Consider the following 17,683-nt stretch of genomic DNA (forward strand, 5'->3'; position numbering starts at 1 on the left):
GTATGACAGAATTTTGTCATATACATATTAACATTGTCCTAAAATGAAAAAGTACGGAAACGCCATTCGGCCAATAATTTTTGCCATAAAAAAAAGAAAACAAAAAAAATTAAAAAAAAAATTTCTTCTCACGCAACCCTTGTACCCCTGTTTCAATCTTTTGGGTGTATATAATATAAAGTTATTTGTAAAGGAGAGAAAGTCATGAAAAAGTATGCTTTATTTATTTTATTGGGATTAATGGTTTTTACAACCAGCTGTTTAGACGATGATGGATATTCACTTGGCAGAATGTGGGTTGGTTTTGGAATGGTTGAGCAGGTAAATTCGGACCCAATGGAATATCAAATCAACATGGATAATGGCGATAAATTAATCCCTGTTGCATCCGGTTACCGGTTACCCTGGTATTATTACGGCACGAACGATCCGGAATCACGCCTGAAAACAGGCGACCGTATTTTAATCAATTATACCATTCTGGATGATGATGCCGGCGATGACGGTCAAATAGAAAACTACTACATCAAGGTAAATTCGGTAAAAAAGATTCTGCTAAAAGGAATTCTCGATATCACTGAAGAGAATCAGGACAGTATCGGAAACGATCCCGTTATTGTAAAAGAGTGCTGGATGACCGACAGCCTTTTAAATTTTGAAATCAAGTATTGGGGCCGTTACGAAGTACACTACATTAACCTGGTGAAGGAGCCCGGTGAACTCACCGCAGACGACCAGCCCATTGAGCTGGAGTTGAGACACAACGACAACGGCGACATGGAAGATATTCCTTATGCCGCTTATGTTTCCTTCAACCTGGAGGAGATCCAAATCGCAGGGCTTGATTCTGTAAAGTTCAGGGTAACAAGCACTGATTACGATGATGATCTGTTTGAATATGAAGGAACGTACCACTATGGCGATAGTGAATAATTCATGTCGTATTTCAGAAATATTCCCTTTTATACCCACTGCTTCGGGTGGGCAATGTGGCACAAAGTCTTCTCCTCTGAGATTGATGCGTGCAGGGGGAATAAACTCAATTCAATGCACTACACGACTCTAAGATGAATGTGGTACGTATCCGGAAAGGCGTCTTTTAAAGGCGCCTTTTTTTATTTTTTTCCCTCTGTTTTTATGAGAATAAACTATCTTAGAGCATCCATTAAACAGAAATATGGAACTGACAGTTTTACCGGATATCGTCATCATATTTGCCCTTGCAACTTTTGTAAACCTGCTTTTCACGCGGTTAAAAATTCCTACGGTAGTAGGATATTTAATGACAGGAATTATTGCCGGCCCTCATCTTCTGGCATTGGTTAAAGAAGAGCACAATATTGAACTTCTGGCTGAAATAGGAGTTGTTTTGTTATTGTTTACAATTGGACTGGAATTTTCGCTGAAACACCTTTTAAGAATCCGGCGGATTGTATTTTTTGGCGGCCTGTTACAGGTTTCTGTTACGGCAGTTTTATTTTACCTGCTCTCCTCATTCTTCCACATGGATTGGAAAGGGGGTCTTTTCATTGGCTTTCTGGCGGCACTAAGCAGTTCGGCGCTTGTGCTGAAATTATTGCAGGAACGTTCCGAACTTACTTCCAATTACGGAAGGACAGTCCTCGGTATTCTTATCTTCCAGGATTTATTGCTGGTTCCCCTGCTACTTTTTGCCAACCTGCTGAGCAATAACTCGGTGGATATTGGCAAGGAACTGCTGGTGTTGTTTTTAAAAGCAACGGGCATTATCGGTTTAGTTTACGTCGGTAACCGTTGGTTTTTTCCTAAGGTGCTGCATTTTATCGCCCTGGCCAAAAACCAGGAGTTGTTTATGATGAGCATTTTCCTGATTTGTTTTGGCATTGCCCTCCTGACGTACAAGCTGGGGCTGTCTCTGGCATTCGGGGCATTTCTGGCCGGTCTTATGATTTCAGAGTCGGAGTACAGTCACAATGCTTTTGGGAACCTGATGCCTTTTAAAGATATTTTTACGAGCTTTTTCTTTGTGTCAATCGGCATGTTGCTGGATCTCTCCTTTGTAGTTGACAACATCCTGCTGGTTGTCGGGAGTGTTTTGCTTCTTATTGTCCTGAAAACAATAATTGCATCTTTCACCGGTTTTATACTCGGCCACACGTTTCGCGGCATTGTTCTCATCGGGTTCGCCTTGAGCCAGGTAGGTGAATTTTCGTTCCTCCTTGCCAAAGTAGGATTTGATGCGGCCATCCTTTCTTCCTTCAGCTACCATCTTTTTTTGGCCGTTGCCGTCATTACCATGGCGCTTACTCCCCTGCTGATGAATATTTCCCTTCCGGTTGCCAACTCCTTTTTGAAACTCCGGTTACCCGACTTTCTTGTACATGGTCTTTTTCCTTTAAAAGAAATTGATATTCCCGATTTCAAAAATCACCTCGTAATAATTGGAAAAGACTCCAGTGCCCTGAAACTTTCAGTAATGGCAAAACAATATGATATACAACATGTATCAGTAGTCTTTGATCCGACCATTGCCAAAGAAAAAATGGATAATGCCGACAATGTGGTTTACGGTGATGCCGTGAATGAACCCATTTTGCTAAAAGCCCATGTTAATGCAGCCGATGTGGTAGTAGTTTCAGTTGGCGATATCATTCCTTCCATGGCCATCATCGAAAAAGTAAAAAAAATAAACAGCAGTGCCTTTGTAATTGCCCGCGCCCGGAATATTGAAAATGTGCCCGAACTATTTAAAATGGGTGCCGACCAGATTTTCCCGGAAAAATTTGAAATAGCCATCGACTTCTTCAACAGGGTACTGATGAAAAGACTTTATCCGCAGAAGGAGATAAACCGGATGCTGGCGCATATCCGAAGTATGAGCCTGGGAACATTTAGTGAAAAGGACATGGTAAACCAACCATCCATCCTTGACGAACTTCCCAATGTCAATATTTCAGCCATATCAGTGGAAGAAAATTCATTCGCTGCCGGAAAGAACCTCGGAGAGACAGATCTGAGAAAAAGAACAGGAGTTACCTTACTTGCGATTAAAAGAGGTGACGAAATTATTGAACGCCCAACGCTCAAAACAATGTTTTTGCCGGGAGATACTGCCTATGTTTTGGGAGACCCTGAGCAGGTCAATCTTGCAGTGGAATTATTTTCGCCTTAATGAACTGTTTTTACCAGCTTATTCCCAATCGGGCAACTTAAACACTTTCTATTCTCGCAATGTTTATTTTTCAACTGTAGCAACGCTTGGGTTTCAAAGGCAGAACGGGCCTCAACCCCCAGTTTTTTCCACTTATTTATAATGGTATTCTTTTCCGGCTGGAGTTTCTCCAGAAAATCGAGTGACCGGTTTTTCAGATGATGCCTGTTTTGCCGCTCGCCATATACAAACAGAAATGGCACAACCACATTTACAATCAGTGTATCAATGGAATTTTCGCCCAGCTCTTTCACATGCTTCCGGGGAGAGAGTTTATTGAAACGGTAGTGGTTATCCCAATACTCCGAAGCCTTTACCCTGAACAGCTCTCTCAGATCTTCCACCTTTTCTGTATCCACAATTTTGGAAAAAAGTCCCTGTGAATGATAGACCAGTGCCGCCAGTTGCGAAATACGAATGGTCGGAAAATTGACAGGACGCAACCGCATAAACTTCCAAAGGTGGGCTTCCACCGGGGCCAACTGGTACTTTTTGTGCAGAAACCCAAATTCTTTCCGAAGTTCGAGAAAATAGTCATCGCCCAAAAGTTCTTCGTTTAGCAGTCCTGAAGCTCCAAAAAGCAGAGCCTCCAGTTGGAAAAGACTGTTTTTATGTTTAGCCAGAATATGTAACGGCACTGCCTTGGCCAGCAAACCGAAGGGAACTGAGTTGACTTTGAAGCCAAACATGCGGGCCAGCATCTGGTAGAATGTTTCATTCCAATTATACTGGTTTTGCTCTAACCCCCGGATTATTTCCCCGGTTTTGTCTTCCAACCGTTCAATCATCAGGCGGTTGAATCCAAGGCGAAGCACAACAGGATCGAAGTGATAGAATTGTTCTTCGCAGGCAATCCAGGTTTTGGCATCCAGTAGTTTCTGATAATTTTGCGTGAATTGCTCCGGCCAGGAAAATTCAAGGGAGGCAATTTCAGTCCCGTTTTCGCGGAAAACCTTTTTATCTGCCAGTTCCACTACATGTAAAATAACATTTTCATAAGCCTTGTCGCCTGTGTGGGCATGCCTTTCCCAGTCTGAAACTTTTTTATGAATCTCAATATTCCCGGCCCAGACGGTTTCGCCAATCTTAACTTTTGCATTAAAAAAATCTGGCCCGGAATCACTGTTTCTCCTTCCTGTATTCAAAATCTCTAATGGCTCACCCCCTGTCGTTTTCAGGTTTTCAGAAAAAAAAAGCCGGTTTTCCCAGATAAAATGGAGAAATTCTTCAGGAATAGGTTTTAGTGTGTTCATTTTTATTCTTGTTCGATTGAAGAATAAAAATAGTTAATTTTTTAGTTTCTGAAAGATGTCCCACAACACAATCCCGGCGCTTACTGACACATTGAAAGAGTGTTTGGTACCATACTGAGGAATTTCGATGGCGCCATCGCACCGGTTCACCACCTTTTGCTGAACGCCTTTTACTTCATTGCCAAAAACCAGGGCAAGTTTCCCATTATCAGGGGGCAAAAAACAGGGAAGAGAAATACTGTTTTCCACCTGTTCTACGGCAAACACTTTATATCCGTTTTCATGCAGTTTCGCCACCGCATCCTCCGTTTTCTCAACATATTCCCATTCTACCGATTTTTCTGCATCCAAAGCGGTTTTATGAATTTCCTTATTGGGAGGTGTGGCAGTGATCCCACACAGGTAAATTTTTTCCAGCAGCAAAGCATCGGAGGTACGAAAAACCGAACCGATATTATTGCAACTGCGAATATTGTCGAGCACAACAACCAGCGGCGTTTTAGACGCTTCTTTAAACTCTTGTTCCGACAGGCGGTTTAGTTCATTCACCTTACGTTTTCGCATGATTAAATAGTATTTTCAGACAGATTACTGCGTATTAATGTTTTGAAATGCGCGATTGTAAATCACGCAATATGGACAAAAAAGAATCAAGCAGGTCACCAGTTTACGTTGGCCCGGCAGACCGGCATAGTCATACAGCGCGCGCCCCCACCGCCCCGTGCCAGTTCCGAACCTGCAATGGTAACAACACATTTCCTGTAATTGTCTGTATTCACTTTTCCGCTAATTATATCCGATGCCCGAAAAATCTCAAAGCCATTTTTGTTTAATTCTTCCAACGTATGGACATTCCTTTCGTACCCGATAATTTTTCCTGGTTCAAAAGCGAAAAAATTAGCTCCACTATGCCACTGTTCCCGCTCCTGCACCCACGGATCTTCATTTCCTCCGCAAACAACCGGTTTTAAATCAATCCCAAGCTTTTTTAAAGCCTTGGTTATATTGGGCTGTTCGTCAATTTTAACTTTCCCATTATCAATTTGAATAGAAATGGTTTTAAACCGGCTAAGTCCGTAAACCACCGGCTCGTATACCATGCAAGTATCGACATCGAGACAGGTAAAAACCATATCCAGGTGGATAAATGACTCGGGAACGGAAGGCAACTCCTGTACAATAATATGATGTGTGCCTCTCCCCTGTCTTTTTATATTTTCAATAATGAAGTCGATTCCCTGTGTACTGGTCCGAACGCCTTTTCCTATCACATAAATGTTGTCCCGAATAACCTGAAAGTCTCCCCCCTCAAGGGTTGCCTTTGCATCAACAGGAATTCCGTGAATCGGTTTAATGGGATTCAGCGTATCCGTTTCAAATGCCGGATGGTTATTAAAAATCGCCTCCATTATCATCGTTTCACGTTCGCGTACGGGATTAGCCATTCGTCCGATAAGCATCTTCCCATTCATTCCCATGGCTGAGTCGCGGGTAAAAAACAGGTTATGCAGCGGACGTAACAAAAATTTTTCCGGACTAAGGTAGTTGGTTAGGTTATTTCGCTCCAGGATAACCCCTTCAATCAACAGGCCAGCAAGCGTAGAAGCATCGTTTTCAGCCAACGCCCCCTCCATCCCCGGAATGCCTTCATGGTTACATATTTCCCGGAGCAGTTGCATCTTAACTACCCGGTTATCCAGAATCTCTGCAAGCATTTTTTTTATGTCAAACACCTGCGTAATTTTTTTTAAAACCCCTACCAGTTGGGAATATTCATTTAAGGCAATCGAGAGATTTAAAATGTCACTGTAAAGGGCGCGCTCCGCATATCCTGGAGTCATATTTTCCACCTCCGATCCCGGTGTGTGAATCACCACTCCTTCCAGCTTACCGATTTCAGAATCAATACACGTTTTCATTTAAGTCAAATATAGTTGTAAAACTGCATCAAAGATATAAACTTTGCACGTGCAATAATGGAAAAAGAATATCTTCGTTTTCTTTATTAAAATGGGAAAAGTATTTAAAATAGCGGGAATGGTAGTTGTTGTCGGCTTTCTTCTTCAGAAGGGCCTGGCGGCGCAGGAAAAAGATTCAGCGCTGATGATGGGAATTATTGAAAAAGGCGATACAATCATACATAAAAACATACCTGAAATTGTTGTTTTTCCCCAAAGGGAGTTTAAGAATAACCGGCAAAGAAGACGGTACAACCGGTTTATCGAGAAGGTTAAGAAAGTATATCCGTATGCCAAACTCGCCGGTGAAATGCTACGGGAATATGAACCGAAATACCTGGCTCTTGAGGATGACAGGTCACGGCGGAAAATGATGAAAGAGCTGGAACAACAATTACTTGATGAATACAAAGATGATTTAAAACGAATGACACTCTCCGAAGGTCGTATTTTGCTGAAATTAATTGATCGTGAGACCAGTCGTACATCTTTCAGCCTCATTAAAGATTTCAGGGGCGGAGTGCCGGCCGTTTTCTGGCAGGGCATTGCGCGCCTGTTTGGAAGTAATTTGAAGGAAGAATACGACCCCAAGGGAGAGGATCGTATCATTGAGGAAGTGGTTAGCCTCATTGAAATCGGATACTTATAAAACACAAGTTATGTCTGATTTGCTGCGTACTTTTATTGCCCTAAAAATTAACCCCGAACCACCCCTGCTTCTCAAACTGAAAGAATTAAAAAATGAATTGGCCGGTGAACCTGTAAAATGGGTGGATGAGAACAACCTTCATTTAACCTTAAAATTTTTGGGAGACACTACCCTTCATCAGGTGGATGATTTGAAAGCCATACTGAAAAAAATTTCAGCGCGGAGCAATGCTTTTTCATTTCGACTAAAAGGTCTGGCTTTTTTTAAAAACAAAGGAATTCCCCGGGTGCTGTTTATTGGTATTGAAGAAGGTGAAGCGCTACAACAGTTAGCTGCAGAAATTAATTTGCAACTCTTCGCTCTGGGATTTGAAAAGGAAAACCGCCCCTTTAGCCCGCACCTTACTCTTGCCCGGCTCAAATTTCTGAAAGACAAAAGAAACTTTTATAATGCTATTGACAAATATCGCGACACCGATATCCAGTCAATTGTCATCCATGAAATTATTCTATACCAAAGCATTCTGAAGCCCACCGGCCCGATCTACAAACCTTTGGAAATTTTCCGGTTGGAAGGATAAGACAAAACGCCTGCAACGGCATCGGCAGGTTTGATTTCCTGACAATATTTTATAGTAGTTTGCTCTGACAGGTTTTACCTGAATACTTCTTCTTTTTAGCGAAGATATACCGTGATGCAAATAATTAAAGGATACAATAATTTCCAAAGGACAAAAGGCTAAAAGTTTCAAGTCAGCCGGAAAACAGGATGCTCTCCGGGGCTCCCGTTTCTTTGAAATCAGAAATTACTTTGTTACTTTAGGCGGCCAAATTAATACGTATTATGAGGAGAGTTTCAACCCTTTTACTTTGTTTGTTTTTTTTAGGGAAATTATTGGCCCAGAGCCCGTCGGTTTACGGGCCAGCGTCGCAAAAACCGAAAGTGGTCATTGGGCTGGTAGTAGAAAATATGCGCCCCGATTACATACAACGTTACTGGAATAAATTTGAGTTAAATGGCTTTAAAAAACTGTTTTCAGAGGGAGCCGTTTGCACCAACGTAAATTTATTGCAACACACCCAAAGTTATGCCAGCGGGACAGCCACCCTTTTTACAGGCGTTACACCTTCCGTTCACGGAATTATTGGAAAAACATGGTACGACAGACTGCGAAGCAAAGAAACAGAATGCACAGAAGATGATTACTATTTTACAGTAGGCGCCGACACAAAATTTGGAAATGCCTCTCCCAAAAAATTACTCACCAACACATTTACCGACAACCTGAAAATATTCTCGATGGGGAAATCACTGATATACAGTGCCGCCATAAACCGTGAATCTGCTATTTTCTCGGCCGGACACGCAGCTGACGGCGCCTTTTGGTTTGATCCCGAATCGGGACGAATGGTTTCCAGTTCGTTCTACATCAGCACCTTTCCCGACTGGGTACGCGATTTCAATACCGAAAATTACCCGGAAAGATACAGTTATCAAAACTGGGTTACCCTTTTGCCTCCAAAGGCGTACACGGAAAGTGTGGAAGATGAATACGTGCATGAAAAAGGATATTTCGACCTTTGGAACACCTTCCCTCATACCATTGGTCGCTACACCCGAAAAGCAGAATCCATGACCCCTTTTAAAACAACACCTTATGCCAACCAGGTCATCAAGGATTTTGCCATTCAGCTATTTGAAAAAGAACCCATTGGCGAAGATGAAACAACTGATTTTGTCACCGTGTTTTTTTCATCGATGGACTACGAAAATAACTCATTCGGGCCAACATCCGTTGAGATGCAGGACAGCTACCTGCACCTCGACAAATATATAGCTGAGCTCATTAGCCACGTCGAACAAAAGTACGGAAAACAAAATGTCCTTTTTTTCCTGACAGCCAACACCTCGGCTTCCTATCCGGTGAAATACCTGCAGGAAGAATTTCACCTTCCGGTAGATTACTTTATGCCTGAAAACGCCATTGCACTGCTTACATCCTACCTGAATGTTACTTACGGACAGGAAAGATGGATTGAATATTATTCCGGGCTACAGGTTTATTTAAACCACGATTTGATAAAGAAAAGGAAAATTAACCTCGATGAAATGAGGGAGGAAGCTTCCAATTTTATCAACCAGTTTGAAGGTGTCCAACTTTCAATGCCGGCCAATCAGCTTGAAAAGGGAAATTCCGGAAACGGCTTGCTGGGTACTCTTTATAAATCATATACCAAAGACCGTTCGGGCGATTTTCTCTATTTGCTAAAAGAAGGCTGGCAACCTGGCTATAAATTCAAAAAGGTGAATTTTACCGACCAGTCGCACATCCCTTTGGTATTTTACGGTGCCGGGATTCAGCCCAAAATAATCAGAGAAAAGTACAATGCCATTGACCTCGCTCCTACCCTGAGCGATCTGCTGCAAATTCCCCGTCCTGATAAAAGCCAGGGAATGGCAATCACGCCTGTGTTATCCGAAAAATAGAAAGGAAAGAGTGAGTTGGCGGAATGAAAATGCGCCTGCTACACCCATTCATTTCATACTAAGGCTTTACGAAGAATAATTCAGCACGAAGTAATGAGTATTTAGGGGAAACGGTGTTTCCTTCAACCTTTTCAAAAGAAAGGGCAGGCGGCGTTATTTTCGCTTTCGCGGGTTATTTTCGTTTGGCGCTGATTCATCCACACCTTTCTTTTCACCTGCACCGGCAACATACTTATTTGCCGGCAAAATTTCGGGTTTCAACTGAACAGAAATAACTGTATCCTTTTCCAGTTCAAACGTTGATGTGTATACGTTAAATCCGGAAAAAGAAATTTTTAAACTCTGCTCACCCGGATTAAGCAAAAGTTTGTAATACCCGTCATTATTAGAGATGGTACCGATACCGGAGACGCTTTCAAAAATAGTAGCATTTTGAATGGCTTGTCCGCTTACATTGTTTTTCACATATCCAGAAATGGACAATAGTTGGGCCCAACCAGACCCGGGCAAAAATAATATTACCCAGAATAAGAAATAAAATAGATGTGTCTTCATGGCTTTTCCGAAAATTGTTTGTTAAAATCAAGACCTTACATACTAAGACAACCTTATGGCTAAAAAGGTTGCTTCTGTTTTCTGCTTTTTTCAAAACGAGGTTTAATATACGAAAAAAAAACACGTCATATTTTGACAAAAATCATAAACCCATCTTATTTAAAATTAATCTACTTTACACAATCAAAAATGTGTTGAAAAACAGACATGTTACACAACAATGTCTTCGTTTTTTATCAATCATCTGCTTATTTTTATACACAGATTTTTTAGTGAACTACATCAAAAAGATACTAATTATTTAAAAACAGAATTTATCTGAAGAAAAGTATTTAGTGCAACCAAAATTAATCGATTTTATAACTTAAATTTTTTCTATGAATCCCATTGAATCTTTGATCAAAGATCTAGCTGATCAACATGGAAGGAAGCGGGAAAGTCTCCTGCCTGTAATGCAGGGGGTAGTCCAGCAGGAAAAGTTCCTCTCGGAATACTCCATGGTCGAAATTGCCCGCGAGATGGACATTCCTGCCGCGGAAGTATTCGGAACGGCTACCTTCTATTCGTTCCTGGAAACAAAACCCGCAGGTAAATACATCATACGGGTTTGCAGGACCATTACCTGCGCCATGAAAGGTAAAAACCAACTGCTGTTTGCCATTCAGGACATGTTGAAAATCAAAACCGGGGAAACAACACCCGACAAAAGATTTACTCTCCTGGAAACCAACTGCCTGGGCTGGTGCCACAAGGCTCCGGCAATGTTAATAAACGATGAAGTTTATACGGAAGTTACTCCGGAAAAAGCGAGGGAAATTCTCACCGGTTACATGAAGGACATTTAAAACAGGAAACCATGGCATACTCATATCAGTTAAAAAGGGTAGATTTCATTTTCAGGAATGAAAACGACTATGAAAAAGTACTTTCAGCTACCATCAAAAAGAAACCTGAAGACATCATAAACGAACTGATTAGTTCAGAACTGAAAGGTCGCGGGGGAGCAGGGTTTCCCACCGGCCTGAAGTGGAAGTTGACTGCTGAATCGAAAGCGCCTAAAAAGTATGTAATCTGCAATGCTGACGAAGGGGAACCGGGGACTTTTAAAGACCGGGAAATTCTTTCAAAAGTACCATATAAAGTACTCACAGCCATGGCCGTTTGTGGCTATGTTACCGGAGCAACAGAAGGATTCATCTACCTGCGGGGAGAATATAAATTTCTGGAAGAGGAATTAAAAAAGGTCATTGATGAGTTTCATTATTATTGTAAGGAGATCAACCTCGATTTCACCATAAAAATTTTCATGGGCAGCGGCGCTTACATTTGCGGGGAAGAAACCGCCCTGATGGAATCGATGCAGGGACGGCGCGGAGAACCTCGTAATAAACCGCCGTTTCCAACTCAGGCAGGCTACATGAATATGCCCACTGTGGTAAACAATGTAGAAACGCTGGTGCACGCGTTTACCATTTTTAAGTACGGAGCCAAAAAATTTTACGATCTGGGAGTTCAGTATTCACGCGGAACCAAACTCTTCTCTGTTTCGGGAGATACGCCCAAACCAGGTATTTACGAACTCGAATTGGGAATGAGCCTTCAGGATTTTGTGTACGAATTTGGCGACGGTGATACCAAAGCTGTCCAGGTTGGCGGAGCCTCCGGGTTTCTGGTGCCACGCAAAAAATTCAAAGATACTGCCATTGGCTACGAAGGCAAACTGGTTGGTATTTCACTCCCCACAGGAGGATCGATGATGCTTTTCAACAGTTCCCGTTCCATGTTTAACGTGCTCGACAACTACCTCGAGTTTTTCAGGGAAGAATCATGTGGCCAATGTACGCCCTGCCGCGTCGGTTGCCAGCAGCTCTTGCTGGGCATTAAGGCCGTAAAACGGGGAGAGAAACCTGCCTCATACCTCAACAAGTTACTGAAGCTTACCGAAACCATGCAACTTACCGCAAAATGTGGACTGGGGCAGTCAGTGGCAAACTCTTTCTCTTCCATTGTGGAAAACTTCCGGGAGGAGATGATATACTAAAACCAAAAATCAGAAACAATGGAGAAAAAAATACAAGTTACAATAAATGGTTTCCCTGTTGATATACAAAAGGGAAAAACCATTCTCGAAGCGGCGGAAGAGGAAGGGATAAAAATTCCTACACTTTGTTACCATAAAGACCTTTGCGTAGCCGGGAACTGCCGTGTATGCGTAGTGGAGGTGGTAGGCCAGAAACGGCTTTCTGCTGCCTGTGCCACTCCCTGTGAAGAAGGAATGGAAATACTCACTAACAGCCTGAAAGTAAGAAACTCACGAAAACATATTATTGAACTGCTGTTGGCCGAGCACAATGCCGACTGCACCAAGTGTTATCGAAACGGTAATTGCGAGTTGCAGGATTTGGCATCGGAATACAAAATTATGACGCAGGATTTTATCGAACTGGCACCGCTAAAAAACTACACCATCGATATGTTCTCGCCATCTATAATGAAAGATGACAGTAAGTGTATCCGTTGTCAGCGTTGCGTGCGCACCTGTGCCGAACTACAGGGGGTAAATGCATTAACGGTGGCCTACAAAGGCGACCGGATGAAAATAGCGACATTCTTTGAGAAGGCGATGAACGATGTAGTATGCACCAACTGCGGCCAGTGTGTAAACCACTGCCCCACCGGAGCGCTGGTAGAGAAAAACTACATCGAAGAAGTATGGGAGGCTATTTCTGATCCAACCAAACACGTGGTGGTACAAACTGCGCCAGCCGTTCGTGTAGGATTGGGGGAAGAAATGGGAATGAAACCGGGAGAACGTGTGACCGGGAAAATGGCGGCCGCGTTGAAAAGATTGGGTTTCGATTCGGTACTTGATACCGATTTTACGGCTGACCTCACCATCATAGAAGAAGGCAACGAATTGCTATCCAGACTAAAAAAGGCACTGGTTGATAAGGACAAAAATGTAAAATTGCCTATGGCAACTTCCTGCTCACCAGGATGGATAAAATATATTGAGCATCTTTATCCGGAATATCTGGACAACTTATCAACCTGCAAGTCGCCTCAGCAAATGTTCGGCGCGCTGGCAAAAACCTATTATGCCAAAGCCCGGAACCTTGATCCGGAGAATATCATTTCGGTTTCCATTATGCCCTGCACTGCCAAAAAATTTGAGGCTCACAGACCTGAAATGCATGACAGTGGTTACCGTGATGTGGATTATGTTTTAACTACCCGCGAACTGGCCATACTAATTAAACAGGCCGGGCTTGACTTTGACAAACTGCCACCGGCAAAATTTGACCGGCTGATGGGCGAATCGACGGGTGCAGGCGTTATTTTCGGAGCAACCGGTGGTGTGATGGAAGCAGCCTTACGTACGGCTTACGAACTGGTAACCGGAAGAGAAGTTCCATTTGAAAACCTCAATATTACTTCGGTAAGAGGAATGGAAGGCGTAAGAAAAGCAACCATAAAGATTGAAAAACCACTCAAAGAATGGGCATTTCTTGATGGCGTGGAATTGAAGTGTGCCGTTGCACATGGATTGGTAAATGCCAAAAAAGTAATGGATGCCATAAAAGCAGGAAAGGCAGATTTTCATTTTGTCGAGATTATGGCGTGTCCGGGTGGTTGCCTTGGAGGCGGTGGCCAACCCATTCCAACCAATCCCGAAATACGGGGAAAAAGAGCGGAAGCCATTTATGCAGAAGATGCTGAGCTGCCTATCAGAAAATCACATGAAAACCCGGAGGTTCAAAAATTATATAAAGATTTCCTGAAAGAACCACTGGGCGAAATCTCACATCATTTGCTGCATACAAAATATACAAAACGCGAGCGTTTTTAGGTTTCATTAAAAAATGTGTTTAAAAAAGAATCCGGTAAGCAATTTACCGGATTTTTTATCCCATATCTAAAGTCAATGTCCCATATTGAAACAGTAAAAAATACCATAAAGACTACAAAATACTGATTTTCAACCAATGGTACATTTGGACTAATCTTTGAATAAATGGTATCCAAATTACAGAAGTTCATTACAAAAATATATGGGAAGATAAATGCAAAAAATTACAATTGCGTAATTAAACTATCTGGTTTTAAAAAAGGGCATTTAGATTTGGGATTCGGAGTTTCCGGGTCCCATTTTTTTTGTTCGGTTTTTCAATTGCTCTCCAAATGACTATATTCGAAAAAAAATTTCACAAGAATGAATAAAAAAATCACATTTATTCTCATAGCATTTGTATTTGCAATCCCTTTGAAGGGACAGGTTAAATACCTTCATCCTTATACGGACGAAGTTGTAATTGAAACACATACCTACATTTCAAAAGAGGGAGAAAGTCTTGATTTTGATATTTATTTGCCCGCAAACGATCCGGATACAGATCGGCCCCTGGTGCTGTATGTCCATGGCGGAGGATTCCAGGGCGGACAACGCGACAACGAGCAGATTGTAAATTTTTGCAACAAACTGGCCGGATATGGCTATGCAGTAGCTTCCATTTCGTACCGGTTAACCCGAAAAGATCAGCCTGGCGGTTTTGGCTGCAACTGTCCAGTTGCCGAAAAATTTAAAACATTCGATGCCGCAGTAGAAGACATTAGCGATGCCACTTTTTACCTGATTCAAAATCATGAACATTTTGGTATTGATCCCTACAAAATAATCCTTGCGGGAAGCAGTGCCGGTGCTGAAGCGGCTCTCATTGCAGCTTATACGCCGCCGCTTTGCTATGACCTTGAAGCGGGACCGGTTTCTTACGCAGGAGTCATTGGCATGGCTGGTGCCATTCCTGATACAACTAAAATCTACGATGATTCAGCTATCCCCTCGCTCTTTTTCCACGGCACCGATGACAAGCTGGTACCTTACGCCACAGCCCCCCACCATTATTGCGAAAAAGGACAGCCGGGTTACCTGGTGTTACACGGTTCTTTTACCCTGGCAAATAAACTGGAAGAACTTGGCGTTCCTTACTGGTTGCACACAACCTGTGGAGGTGGTCATGAAATGGCCAGCAAACCCTTGACCGCATACTTTGATGAGATTGTGGACTTCTGCTACAATTTTGTGGTGAATAAAAAAGGCGAATCTCTTCGTACCATTGTAAGAGGAAAAGTCCAAAATCCCGAATATGAACCATTCAATTTCTGTCAATAATGAAAAATATAGTTTATATCATTTTGCTGTTAATTCCCTCAGCGCTATTTTCGCAACAAATGAATATTGTTTCTTTCAATATCAGGTACAATACGGCCAATGATGGAATCAATGCCTGGCCCAACCGTATTGAAATGGCTACCGGGCTACTCCGGTTTTACGAGGCTGATATTTTTGGTTTGCAGGAAGCGTTGCACGGCCAGATATTGGATGTCCAAAATGAACTTCCCGAATACGAATGGTTTGGTGTGGGCCGTGAAGACGGAAAAACCGGAGGTGAGTTCACTCCCATTTTCTATAAAAAATCGAAATTTATTCTATTAAAGCAGGGAAACTTCTGGCTCTCGGAAACACCGGAAAAGCCAAGCAAAGGATGGGACGCGGCTCTTAACCGCATTGCTACTTGGGGTCATTTCCAGTCGAAAGTGACCGGAAAACAATTTTTGGTTTTTAACACCCACTTTGATCACAGGGGGGTTGAAGCCCGGAAAAATTCGGCGATCCTTATCCGGGAAAAAATAGAAGAGATGACTTACAACAAAAATCTACCGGTGATTTTAACAGGAGACCTGAACCTGACGCCTGATCAGGAACCGATTTCCCTGTTAAAAAAATACCTGAGAGACAGTCGCGAGGTTTCAGAGAACCCTCCATTCGGACCAGTTGGGACATTCTCTGGATTTAAGCTGGACGCCGATCTTACCGGACGTATCGACTATATTTTTGTGCAGGGAGGAATAAAAGTGTTAAAATACGCTGCGTTATCCAACTTTAATGACCACCGGTTTCCTTCAGATCACCTGCCCGTCTTTGTTAAGGTTCAATTGAAATAACATTTCTGTTCGGATAGAACGGTTTTCCATTCGTTTTCTTTCATTCCCTGAAAAGCTTTCGAACGGGTTCAATTCATTGCGACAAAATGTTTTGTTGCTGCCATCACCATTGGCTCTGTTTCACAACTCAGGGTAGTTATAGGATTTGTTGACATTGCATTTGCCCTGATGGCCTTTCCAACAGTAATTTCGGCATTGCTTCTTTCCCCGCATGTAAAAAGGGCCTCCCGGAAGTATTTCGCAGGTCTGAAAAAGGGACATTTCTAATATTGCCGGACAGCCTTAATGTTAATTTCATATTGAAAACTTAACCCAATTAAGCCCTAGTATCCTCAGATAATTTAGTGATATTTGTCATTCATTTTGAGTCTGAACAAAATTCAGAATTAAATCATATAATAAAAGAACAAACCAAATGTTTAAAATTCAAACGTTAAATAAAATCGATCCCGATGGGTTGGGGCTTTTTCCATTAGACAAGTATGAAATAGCCAGCGAAATCCCGAATCCGGATGCTGTTGTCCTTCGTAGTTTTAATATGCACGAGATGGAATTGCCCGAGTCGTTAAAGGCGGTTGCACGTGCCGGCGCGGGAGTTAACAACATTCCTATTGACAAATGCACAGAAAAGGGTGTTGTAGTATTCAATACTCCGGGGGCCAACGCCAATGGGGTGAAAGAATTGGTTATTGCCGGCCTTCTGCTTGCATCCAGGGGAATTGCCGAAGGAATTTCCTGGGCTAAAACACTGGTTGGCAAAGGAGAGGAAGTTCCTTCCCTCATTGAGCAGGGTAAGAAGAACTTTGCCGGACAGGAAATCAAAGGAAAAACGCTGGCGGTAATAGGTTTGGGCGCCATCGGGGTGTTGGTTGCCAATGCAGCGCACACACTGGGTATGAAAGTTATCGGTTACGATCCCTACATGTCTGTAAAGCAGGCATTGCAACTGAGCAACCAGGTAAAGTGGGTAAAAGGGATCCAGTCACTTCTCAGCCAGGCCGACTATGTTACGTTGAATATTCCGCTCACTCCGGAAACAAAGGGATATATCAACAAAGAAAAGTTCGGGATGATGAAAAAAAATGTAAGAATCCTGAATTTTGCCCGCGGAGGACTGGTTGACATTAACGATTTGAAAGAAGCTATTGCATCAGGAAAAGTGGCATCCTATGTAACCGATTTTCCCAATGAAGAGACCCTAAAAATGGATAAAGTAATTGCCATTCCACACTTGGGGGCTTCCACAAGCGAATCTGAAACGAACTGTGCCATCATGGCGGTAAACCAGGTAAAAGATTTTCTGGAAGACGGGAATATCAAAAACTCAGTTAACTTTCCTGAGGCTCAAATGGAACGGAACGGAGGAGCCAGAATTATTATTGCAAACCAGAACATTCCCAACATGGTAAGCCAGATTTCCAGTGTCCTGGCTTCAGAGGGCCTGAATATCGACAATATGCTGAACAAAAAGCACGAAAATATTGCCTACAACATCATTGACGTAACCCGACCGGAAATTGATGAGGGAATAAAAGCCAAATTGAAGGCCATTGAAGGAGTCTTTATGGTTCGGGTTATTCAGAATTAA

The 17,683-nt window shown here is 42.5% G+C and carries 16 protein-coding genes; 12 read left to right on the forward strand and 4 right to left on the reverse strand.

Going from position 1 to position 17,683, the window contains the following annotated elements; genetic code table 11:
• The first annotated feature begins 204 nt into the window (after positions 1-204).
• Both D1164_RS16445 and D1164_RS16450 read left to right on the forward strand, forming a co-directional pair.
• Positions 205-933 (forward strand): NigD1/NigD2 family lipoprotein, encoded by a 729-nt coding sequence (locus tag D1164_RS16445; RefSeq protein ID WP_119350979.1) that lies wholly within the window; start codon positions 205-207, stop codon positions 931-933.
• Positions 934-1,177: 244 nt separating this feature from the next.
• Positions 1,178-3,151 (forward strand): cation:proton antiporter domain-containing protein, encoded by a 1,974-nt coding sequence (locus tag D1164_RS16450; RefSeq protein WP_119350980.1) that lies wholly within the window; start codon positions 1,178-1,180, stop codon positions 3,149-3,151.
• Here the strand turns inward: D1164_RS16450 and D1164_RS16455 are convergent.
• The 3 genes from D1164_RS16455 to D1164_RS16465 all read right to left on the reverse strand — a co-directional run bounded on the left by D1164_RS16455 (position 3,148) and on the right by D1164_RS16465 (position 6,362).
• Positions 3,148-4,443 (reverse strand): DUF2851 family protein, encoded by a 1,296-nt coding sequence (locus D1164_RS16455; RefSeq protein ID WP_119350981.1) that lies wholly within the window; start codon positions 4,441-4,443, stop codon positions 3,148-3,150. The two genes, D1164_RS16450 and D1164_RS16455, sit on opposite strands and share 4 nt — an antisense overlap.
• Before the next feature lie 33 nt (positions 4,444-4,476).
• The gene (locus D1164_RS16460) at positions 4,477-5,007 is read right to left on the reverse strand and encodes an RNA methyltransferase (RefSeq protein WP_119350982.1); all 531 of its coding nucleotides are present in this window, start codon (positions 5,005-5,007) and stop codon (positions 4,477-4,479) included.
• Between the two features lie 95 nt (positions 5,008-5,102).
• Positions 5,103-6,362 (reverse strand): arginine deiminase, encoded by a 1,260-nt coding sequence (locus tag D1164_RS16465; protein ID WP_119350983.1) that lies wholly within the window; start codon positions 6,360-6,362, stop codon positions 5,103-5,105.
• Between the two features lie 91 nt (positions 6,363-6,453).
• On the opposite strand from D1164_RS16465, the gene D1164_RS16470 reads away from it, so the two are divergent.
• The 3 genes from D1164_RS16470 (at position 6,454) to D1164_RS16480 (ending at position 9,537) form a co-directional block, all read left to right on the forward strand.
• Complete coding sequence (locus tag D1164_RS16470) at positions 6,454-7,050, forward strand: DUF4294 domain-containing protein (protein ID WP_119350984.1); 597 nt, start codon at positions 6,454-6,456, stop codon at positions 7,048-7,050.
• A 10-nt stretch (positions 7,051-7,060) separates the two neighbouring features.
• A complete protein-coding gene (gene thpR / locus D1164_RS16475; protein ID WP_119350985.1) occupies positions 7,061-7,630 on the forward strand; it encodes an RNA 2',3'-cyclic phosphodiesterase in 570 nt (189 codons plus the stop codon).
• Between the two features lie 263 nt (positions 7,631-7,893).
• On the forward strand, positions 7,894-9,537 hold the full coding sequence (locus tag D1164_RS16480; RefSeq protein WP_119350986.1) for an alkaline phosphatase family protein: 1,644 nt from the start codon (positions 7,894-7,896) through the stop codon (positions 9,535-9,537).
• 153 nt (positions 9,538-9,690) lie between these two features.
• On the opposite strand, the gene D1164_RS16485 is transcribed toward D1164_RS16480, so the two are convergent.
• A complete protein-coding gene (locus D1164_RS16485; protein WP_119350987.1) occupies positions 9,691-10,092 on the reverse strand; it encodes a carboxypeptidase-like regulatory domain-containing protein in 402 nt (133 codons plus the stop codon).
• Between the two features lie 377 nt (positions 10,093-10,469).
• On the opposite strand from D1164_RS16485, the gene D1164_RS16490 reads away from it, so the two are divergent.
• From D1164_RS16490 to D1164_RS16525, 7 genes are all read left to right on the forward strand, one after another.
• Positions 10,470-10,937: an NADH-quinone oxidoreductase subunit NuoE family protein gene (locus D1164_RS16490; RefSeq protein WP_119350988.1), complete on the forward strand. Its 468-nt coding sequence runs from the start codon at positions 10,470-10,472 to the stop codon at positions 10,935-10,937.
• Positions 10,938-10,948: 11 nt separating this feature from the next.
• Complete coding sequence (locus tag D1164_RS16495) at positions 10,949-12,133, forward strand: complex I 51 kDa subunit family protein (protein WP_119350989.1); 1,185 nt, start codon at positions 10,949-10,951, stop codon at positions 12,131-12,133.
• Positions 12,134-12,151: 18 nt separating this feature from the next.
• Positions 12,152-13,942 carry an NADH-dependent [FeFe] hydrogenase, group A6 gene (locus tag D1164_RS16500; RefSeq protein ID WP_119350990.1) on the forward strand — a complete coding sequence of 597 codons (1,791 nt, stop codon included), beginning with the start codon at positions 12,152-12,154 and terminating at the stop codon, positions 13,940-13,942.
• A 363-nt stretch (positions 13,943-14,305) separates the two neighbouring features.
• Positions 14,306-15,262: an alpha/beta hydrolase gene (locus tag D1164_RS16510; RefSeq protein WP_119350992.1), complete on the forward strand. Its 957-nt coding sequence runs from the start codon at positions 14,306-14,308 to the stop codon at positions 15,260-15,262.
• Complete coding sequence (locus D1164_RS16515; RefSeq protein ID WP_119350993.1) at positions 15,262-16,095, forward strand: endonuclease/exonuclease/phosphatase family protein; 834 nt, start codon at positions 15,262-15,264, stop codon at positions 16,093-16,095. Before D1164_RS16510 ends, D1164_RS16515 begins: the two co-directional genes overlap by 1 nt.
• A 75-nt stretch (positions 16,096-16,170) precedes the next feature.
• Positions 16,171-16,362 (forward strand): alanine:cation symporter family protein, encoded by a 192-nt coding sequence (locus D1164_RS24255; protein ID WP_119350994.1) that lies wholly within the window; start codon positions 16,171-16,173, stop codon positions 16,360-16,362.
• A 148-nt stretch (positions 16,363-16,510) separates the two neighbouring features.
• Complete coding sequence (locus D1164_RS16525) at positions 16,511-17,683, forward strand: phosphoglycerate dehydrogenase (RefSeq protein ID WP_119350995.1); 1,173 nt, start codon at positions 16,511-16,513, stop codon at positions 17,681-17,683.

The organism is Mariniphaga sediminis, assembly GCF_003573545.1.
Lineage (GTDB): Bacteria > Bacteroidota > Bacteroidia > Bacteroidales > Prolixibacteraceae > Mariniphaga > Mariniphaga sediminis.